We start from the raw sequence: 6349 nt of genomic DNA on the forward strand, positions 1-6349 counted from the left end.
CATGTCTGCACAACAACTGGCCGATCGTGCCCTGCTGAATCTTGGCCGAGGCTTGAAGGAGAGCGGCTACCGTTTTATCACCCCGACCCCGTTGACCCACGAGCGCATGTACCAACGCCTGTCGACCCCGCTGGCGATGAACCTGCGCGATGTGTTCGGCTGGTCCATGCCGTTCGACAACGACCTGCTGCCTGAGGCCTTTCGTGAAGAGCTGCAGCAAGCTGGAGTGATCGAAAAACATGACGCGCTGTGGCGCAGCACCGTGCGCTGGTCGAGCCTGGGCGACCTGCTGTTTGCCCATTCGCCTTATCCCACCGTCGAGGCGGACGCGGTGTTTTTCGGCCCTGACAGCTATCGATTCGCCCAGGTGATCGAAGCCTATCTGCAGCAGCGCGTCGAACCGCTCAAACGCGCGGTAGACATCGGCTGCGGAGCGGGTGTCGGTGCGCTGGTCGTCGCCCATGCACGGCACGACGCCGAGGTGCTCGCGGTGGACATCAACCCGCGCGCCCTGCGCCTGACTGCGGTGAATGCCGAGCTGGCGGGCCTGACGAATGTGAGCGTTTACCAGAGTGACGTGCTGACCAGCGTCGAGGGCGAATTCGATCTGATCGTCGCCAACCCGCCGTACATGAATGACGACAGCCAACGCGCCTATCGCCATGGCGGTGGTGCGTTGGGCGAGCAGTTGTCGGTGCGCATCGCCGGCGAATCCCTCGCACGCCTGGCCGTTGGCGGTAGCCTGCTGCTGTATACCGGCGTGGCGATGGTAGCCGGCGGCGATCCCTTCCTGGAAGCGGTCAAGCCGTTGCTGGCCAGTGACGCCTATGGCTGGACCTACCGTGAGCTGGACCCGGACGTATTCGGCGAAGAACTCGACAAGCCCGGGTATGAACGCGTCGAGCGGATCGCCGTGGTGGCGCTTACGGTCACGCGGTTGCGCTGAACGACCATTTATCGCTTACCGCCGCCAGGTGAGGGAACACCCTGCGCTGGGCGTGCCCTTAACTAGTAAGTCCCCATCACAGGAGTGCAGCCCATGCGCGCGATGACCTACCAAGGCGCCCATAAAGTCCAGGTCGATACCGTACCTGACCCGATCATTGAGCAACCCGACGACATCATTCTGCGCGTCACCGCCACCGCGATCTGTGGCTCGGACCTGCACCTGTACCGGGGCAAAATTCCCACGGTGGAGCACGGCGATATCTTCGGGCATGAATTCATGGGCATCGTCGAGGAAACCGGTCCGGCAGTCACGGCGGTGCAGCGCGGTGACCGCGTGGTGATCCCCTTCGTGATCGCCTGCGGCGATTGTTTTTTTTGTCAGTTGCAGCAGTACGCCGCCTGCGAAACCACCAACGACGGGCGTGGCGCAATCCTGAATAAAAAGGCGATCCCGCCGGGTGCCGCGTTGTTTGGGTACAGCCGCCTGTACGGCGGCATCCCCGGTGGTCAAGCGGAGCTGGTGCGGGTGCCCAAGGCCAACGCCGGGCCGTTCAAGGTGCCTGGGTTGCTGGCGGATGAAAAAGTGTTGTTCCTCTCCGACATCCTGCCCACGGCCTGGCAGGCGGTGACCAATGCCGGTATCGGCAAAGGCTCCAGCGTGGCGATCTATGGCGCGGGCCCGGTGGGCTTGCTCAGCGCGGCGTGCGCGCAGATGCTCGGTGCCGAGCGGATTTTCATGGTCGACGATCATCCCTATCGGCTGGCCTACGCACAAAAGATGTATGGCGTGATCCCGATCAACTTTGAAGAGGACGATGACCCGGCCGACACCATCATCCGCCAGACCGCCGGCATGCGCGGCGTCGACGGCGTGGTGGATGCGGTGGGTTTTGAAGCCAAGGGCAGCACCACCGAAACCATCCTCACCACCTTGAAGATCGAAGGCAGCAGCGGCAAGGCCCTGCGCCAGTGCATCGCGGCCGTGCGCCGTGGCGGGGTGGTCAGTGTGGCTGGGGTGTATGCCGGCTTTATCCATGGCTTCATGTTTGGCGATGCGTTCGACAAGGGCCTGACCTTCAAGATGGGCCAGACCCACGTGCAGCGCTATCTGCCGGAGCTGTTGGAGCATATCGAACTGGGCCACCTGAACCCGGACGCGATCATCACCCACCGGCTGTCGCTGGAACAGGCGGCGCGCGGGTATGAGATGTTCGACAAGTGCGAGGAGGAGTGCCGCAAGGTGATTCTGCTGCCGGGGATGAGCGAACGGCCGCTGACCGAGCCGCTGGAAGAACTGTCTCCCGAGCTCCGCATGCAAGGTGTCCCAGGCTTTTAACCTGCTGATACAAAACCAGTGTGGGAGGGGGCTTGCCCCCGATAGCGGTGTGTCAGCCAACCAATGCTTAGCTGGCTCACCGCCATCGGGGGCAAGCCCCCTGCCACATTTGAAGTGCGTTCAAGTCAAGGCTTGCGGCTGAATGTGCAATTGGCCATCCACGTCCTTGACCAACCCGCTGGCCAACAGCAGTGGCGCTACGCGCTTGTGCAACTGCGGCTCGACAAACTCCTTCACCGCCTCCAGCGCCAACACACCGCTGAGCGGCAGCTCGGCCTTGGTGTACGACAGCCAAGCCTTTTTCAGCGCCATCAGCACGTCACTGCCTGCCGTGGTGGCAAAGCGGCGGTGCGTGGGTTTGCCGTCGACATTGAACGTGTGCTGGAACCCGTAGCCGGTTTCATCGCCACCGCTGGCAGTGCAGCGTATGCAGGTGCACGGGCCGTTGCCAAACGCGTCGCGCAGGTAGGTGTTGAAGTCCACCACGGGTTTGAGTGACAGGCGCTTATCGACCTCGAACAGGTCTCCAGTCATTTTTTCGTCAGTGTCCAACGTCCATTCCTCGCAAGTCGGTAGCGGTGTTCCAAAGCGCGGCACAATACCAGCCGAGCGCGTGTTTGGGGATTTTTTGCAGTTGGCGGGCCATCCTCAACGGAAAAATTCCCCCGGCGTGGCGTCGAATTGCTGGCGAAACGCGTTGATGAACGCCGACGTCGATTCATAACCACAGCCCAGCGCCACGTCCGTTACCCGCTCGCCTTGCTCCAGGGCGGGCAGGGCGCTCAGCAGGCGCAGGCGCTGGCGCCACGCGCGAAAGGTCAGCCCGGTGTCACTCAGAAACAAGCGACTGAGGGTTTTTTCGCTGATCCCCAGCTTCCGGCTCCAATCCCCCAGCGTGGTCTGCTGCTCCGGATGCAGGTTCAGGCTGCGGTAGATCTGCCGCAAGCGGGCGTCATGGGGCAGGGGCAGCATCAAGTCTACCGGGGGCGCGGCGGCGAGCTGGTCCAGTATCACCTGGGCCAGGCGGCCATCGGGGCCATCCTCGGCATATTCCACCGGCCGTTCGCTGAAGCTGCGGATCAACTCGCGCAACAGGCTGCTCACCTCCAGCACGTGACAGTGTCCGGCCGCCCACGCAGTGACGCTGCAATCCAGGTAGAGGCTGCGCATTTCGGTGTGGGGCGCGCTGTAGACCCGGTGCGGCATGCCCGCCGGAATCCACACCGCACGCTGGGGCGGCGCGACGAAGCGGCCGGCACTGGTCTGGATCTCCAGCACCCCGGAAATGGCATAGGACAACTGCACCCACGGATGGCTGTGTCGGCGCGTCAGTGCTCGATTGGGCAGCGATTCGGTGCGTCCATATACAGGTCGCGGCAGGCTGGACAGCCCGGGCACCGTGCGTCGGACGGTTTTATCCTGTCCTTTAGGCGGCATTTACTGGCTCATTGGCGTTAGTCGGTAACAGATCGTTACGTTAGAGTCGCCCCATGCGCTTGGCAACCCCTGGAAGACTTGCTTATGACCCGTCCGCGTTTCCTGCCCGATAACTTCACCCTGACCCTGATCGCCACGGTGATCCTCGCGTCCCTGCTGCCGGCCAGCGGCCAGACCGCCGTGGCCTTCGGCTGGGTCACCAACCTTGCCATCGCGCTGCTGTTTTTCCTGCACGGCGCCAAGCTGTCGCGCCAGGCCATCGTCGCCGGGGCGGGGCACTGGCGTTTGCATCTGCTGGTGTTCAGCCTGACCTTTGTGCTGTTCCCGCTGCTGGGCCTGGCGCTCAAGCCCGTGCTGTCGCCGCTGATCGGCAACGACCTGTACATGGGCATGCTCTACCTCTGCGCGCTGCCGGCCACCGTGCAATCGGCGATTGCCTTCACTTCCCTGGCGCGCGGCAATATTCCGGCGGCCATCTGCAGCGCGGCGGCCTCGAGCCTGTTCGGTATCTTCCTCACGCCCTTGCTGGTGACCCTGCTGCTCAATGTGCACGGCGATGGCGGCTCCACCATCGACGCGATCCTGAAGATCAGCGTGCAGTTGCTGCTGCCGTTCGTCGCCGGCCAGATTGCCCGACGCTGGATCGGTGACTGGGTCGGGCGCAACAAGTCCTGGCTCAAATTCGTCGACCAGGGCTCGATCCTGCTGGTGGTCTACGGCGCTTTCAGCGAGGCGGTCAACGAAGGCATCTGGCACCAGATTCCGCTGTGGGAACTGGGCGGTCTGATGCTGGCGTGCTGCATCTTGCTGGCGCTGGTGCTGGTGGCCTCTGCGCTGCTGGGCAAGGCGTTTGGCTTTAACCAGGAAGACCGCATCACCATTGTGTTCTGCGGCTCGAAGAAAAGCCTGGCGACCGGTGTGCCGATGGCCCAGGTGTTGTTTGCCGGCGCGACCATGGGCGTGCTGATCCTGCCGTTGATGCTGTTTCATCAGATCCAGTTGATGGTGTGTGCGGCCTTGGCCCAGCGCTATGCCAGGCGCCCGGAAAGCATTCCCGAGTTGATGACGCAGGTGGATCCGTGAGCCGGGGCCGATCAGGCCGATTTCGCCCGGCGCTCAGGCAGTCGCGCTGACCCGTCACGCGATAACCGGGCAGGATCAGGGCCAACAGCGCCGCGAGAAACCTATAGAATGCTCAACGGCCCCGCGTGTCCTGCGCGGCCGTTTGATCACTGTCAGAGTACCTCGCCCCTCAATGAGCCTTTCAGCCGCAACTCCCCAAGCCAATTGGCAACCGGTCATCGCCCTGGCGCTGGCCGCGTTTGTGTTCAACACCACCGAATTCGTGCCGGTCGGCCTGCTCAGCGCCATCGGCGCCAGCTTTGACATGCCCGTGGCCAGCGTCGGCCTGATGCTCACTATCTATGCGTGGATCGTGTCGCTGACGTCGCTGCCGGTGATGCTGCTCACGCGTAACGTCGAACGGCGCAAATTGCTTATCGTGCTGTTCGGCCTGTTTATCGTCAGCCATATCCTGTCCAGCGTGGCCACCAGCTTCGGCCTGCTGATGGTCAGCCGAGTCGGCATCGCCCTGGCCCATGCGCTGTTCTGGTCGATCACCGCGTCCCTGGCGGTGCGCCTGGCGCCGCAGGGCAAGCAAGTGCAGGCCCTGGGGCTGCTCGCCACCGGCACGTCCCTGGCGATGGTGCTGGGCATTCCGCTGGGCCGCCTGCTGGGCGAGGCCATGGGCTGGCGCACCACCTTCCTGGTGATTGCCGCGTTCGCCGCCGCGCTGGTGTTCTGGCTGGGGCGCACCTTGCCGCCGTTGCCGAGCCAGAACTCCGGCTCCCTGCGCAGCCTGCCGCTGCTGTTCAAGCGCCCGGCCTTGGTGGCGCTCTACGTGCTGACCGCAATGACCGTCACCGCCCAGTTCACCGCCTACAGCTACATCGAACCCTTCGTCGAAGGCGTCGCCGGTTTGGGTGGCAGCGCAGTCACCCTGATCCTGCTGGTATTCGGCGGTGCCGGCATCATCGGCTCGCTGCTGTTCAGCCTGGTGCATCGCTTCAATCCGCACGTCTTCGTGATCAGCAGCGTGTTCCTGCTTGCGGCTTGCCTGGCGCTGATGTTGCCGTTGAGCGGCGCGGAGTCCTACCTGGTGGTCCTGAGTGTGTTCTGGGGCATGGCGATCATGGGCTTCGGCCTGGCGATGCAGTCCAAAGTGCTGGTGCTGGCACCCGACGCCACCGACGTGGCCATGGCGATGTTCTCCGGTATCTACAACATCGGCATCGGCGGTGGTGCGTTGATGGGCAGTTGGGTCGGCAGCCACTTTGGCTTCGCCTGGATCGGCGCGGCGGGCGGGTTGCTGGCGGCGCTGGCGTTGGTGGGGTACTGCCTGGCGATTCGGCGGTTTGGGACGGGGGTGGTACAGAGCTGAATCGACGGTTATCCACCTGGTACACCTCGGTCCAAATGTGGGAGGGGGCTTGCCCCCGATGGCGGCCTCCGGGCCGACCAGGATGCTGGATCAGATTGAGTACATATCCGTTTCTGCGGTAACGGCGGCTGGCGGTTCCGCTTTTATAGCGGGTCACTTTTGGAAAAGAGCCCCAAAAGTAACCAAAA

General features: G+C 63.4%; 6 protein-coding genes. 4 read left to right on the forward strand and 2 right to left on the reverse strand.

Annotated elements, in window-relative coordinates; all coding sequences use genetic code 11:
- Nucleotide 1: 1 nt before the first annotated feature.
- The gene (locus CIB54_RS14665; protein ID WP_101220148.1) at nt 2-946 is read left to right on the forward strand and encodes a methyltransferase; all 945 of its coding nucleotides are present in this window, start codon (nt 2-4) and stop codon (nt 944-946) included.
- Nucleotides 947-1039: 93 nt separating this feature from the next.
- Nucleotides 1040-2284, forward strand: a complete 1245-nt coding sequence (locus tag CIB54_RS14670; protein WP_101220149.1) for a zinc-dependent alcohol dehydrogenase — start codon at nt 1040-1042, stop codon at nt 2282-2284.
- A gap of 120 nt (nt 2285-2404) precedes the next feature.
- Here CIB54_RS14670 and CIB54_RS14675 read toward each other — a convergent pair whose 3' ends face one another.
- Complete coding sequence (locus tag CIB54_RS14675; RefSeq protein ID WP_101220150.1) at nt 2405-2836, reverse strand: hypothetical protein; 432 nt, start codon at nt 2834-2836, stop codon at nt 2405-2407.
- A 96-nt stretch (nt 2837-2932) separates the two neighbouring features.
- Nucleotides 2933-3721, reverse strand: a complete 789-nt coding sequence (locus CIB54_RS14680; protein WP_101220151.1) for an AraC family transcriptional regulator — start codon at nt 3719-3721, stop codon at nt 2933-2935.
- Nucleotides 3722-3805: 84 nt separating this feature from the next.
- Between CIB54_RS14680 and CIB54_RS14685 the strand changes: the two genes are divergently transcribed.
- Both CIB54_RS14685 and CIB54_RS14690 read left to right on the forward strand, forming a co-directional pair.
- A complete protein-coding gene (locus tag CIB54_RS14685; protein WP_101220152.1) occupies nt 3806-4804 on the forward strand; it encodes a bile acid:sodium symporter family protein in 999 nt (332 codons plus the stop codon).
- Between the two features lie 172 nt (nt 4805-4976).
- Complete coding sequence (locus CIB54_RS14690; protein WP_065953187.1) at nt 4977-6161, forward strand: sugar transporter; 1185 nt, start codon at nt 4977-4979, stop codon at nt 6159-6161.
- Nucleotides 6162-6349 lie beyond the last annotated feature (188 nt).

The sequence above is a fragment of the Pseudomonas fluorescens genome (assembly GCF_002837185.1).
In the GTDB taxonomy this organism is placed as follows: Bacteria; Pseudomonadota; Gammaproteobacteria; order Pseudomonadales; family Pseudomonadaceae; genus Aquipseudomonas; species Aquipseudomonas fluorescens_AM.

Excerpts from the sequence above, each read along its gene's own strand:
- CIB54_RS14665 (WP_101220148.1), top strand. The coding sequence starts at position 2 with ATGTCTGCACAACAACTGGCCGATCGTGCCCTGCTGAATCTTGGCCGA.
- CIB54_RS14670 (WP_101220149.1), top strand. The coding sequence starts at position 1,040 with ATGCGCGCGATGACCTACCAAGGCGCCCATAAAGTCCAGGTCGATACC.
- CIB54_RS14680 (WP_101220151.1), bottom strand. The coding sequence starts at position 3,721 with ATGCCGCCTAAAGGACAGGATAAAACCGTCCGACGCACGGTGCCCGGG.
- CIB54_RS14685 (WP_101220152.1), top strand. The coding sequence starts at position 3,806 with ATGACCCGTCCGCGTTTCCTGCCCGATAACTTCACCCTGACCCTGATC.
- CIB54_RS14690 (WP_065953187.1), top strand. The coding sequence starts at position 4,977 with ATGAGCCTTTCAGCCGCAACTCCCCAAGCCAATTGGCAACCGGTCATC.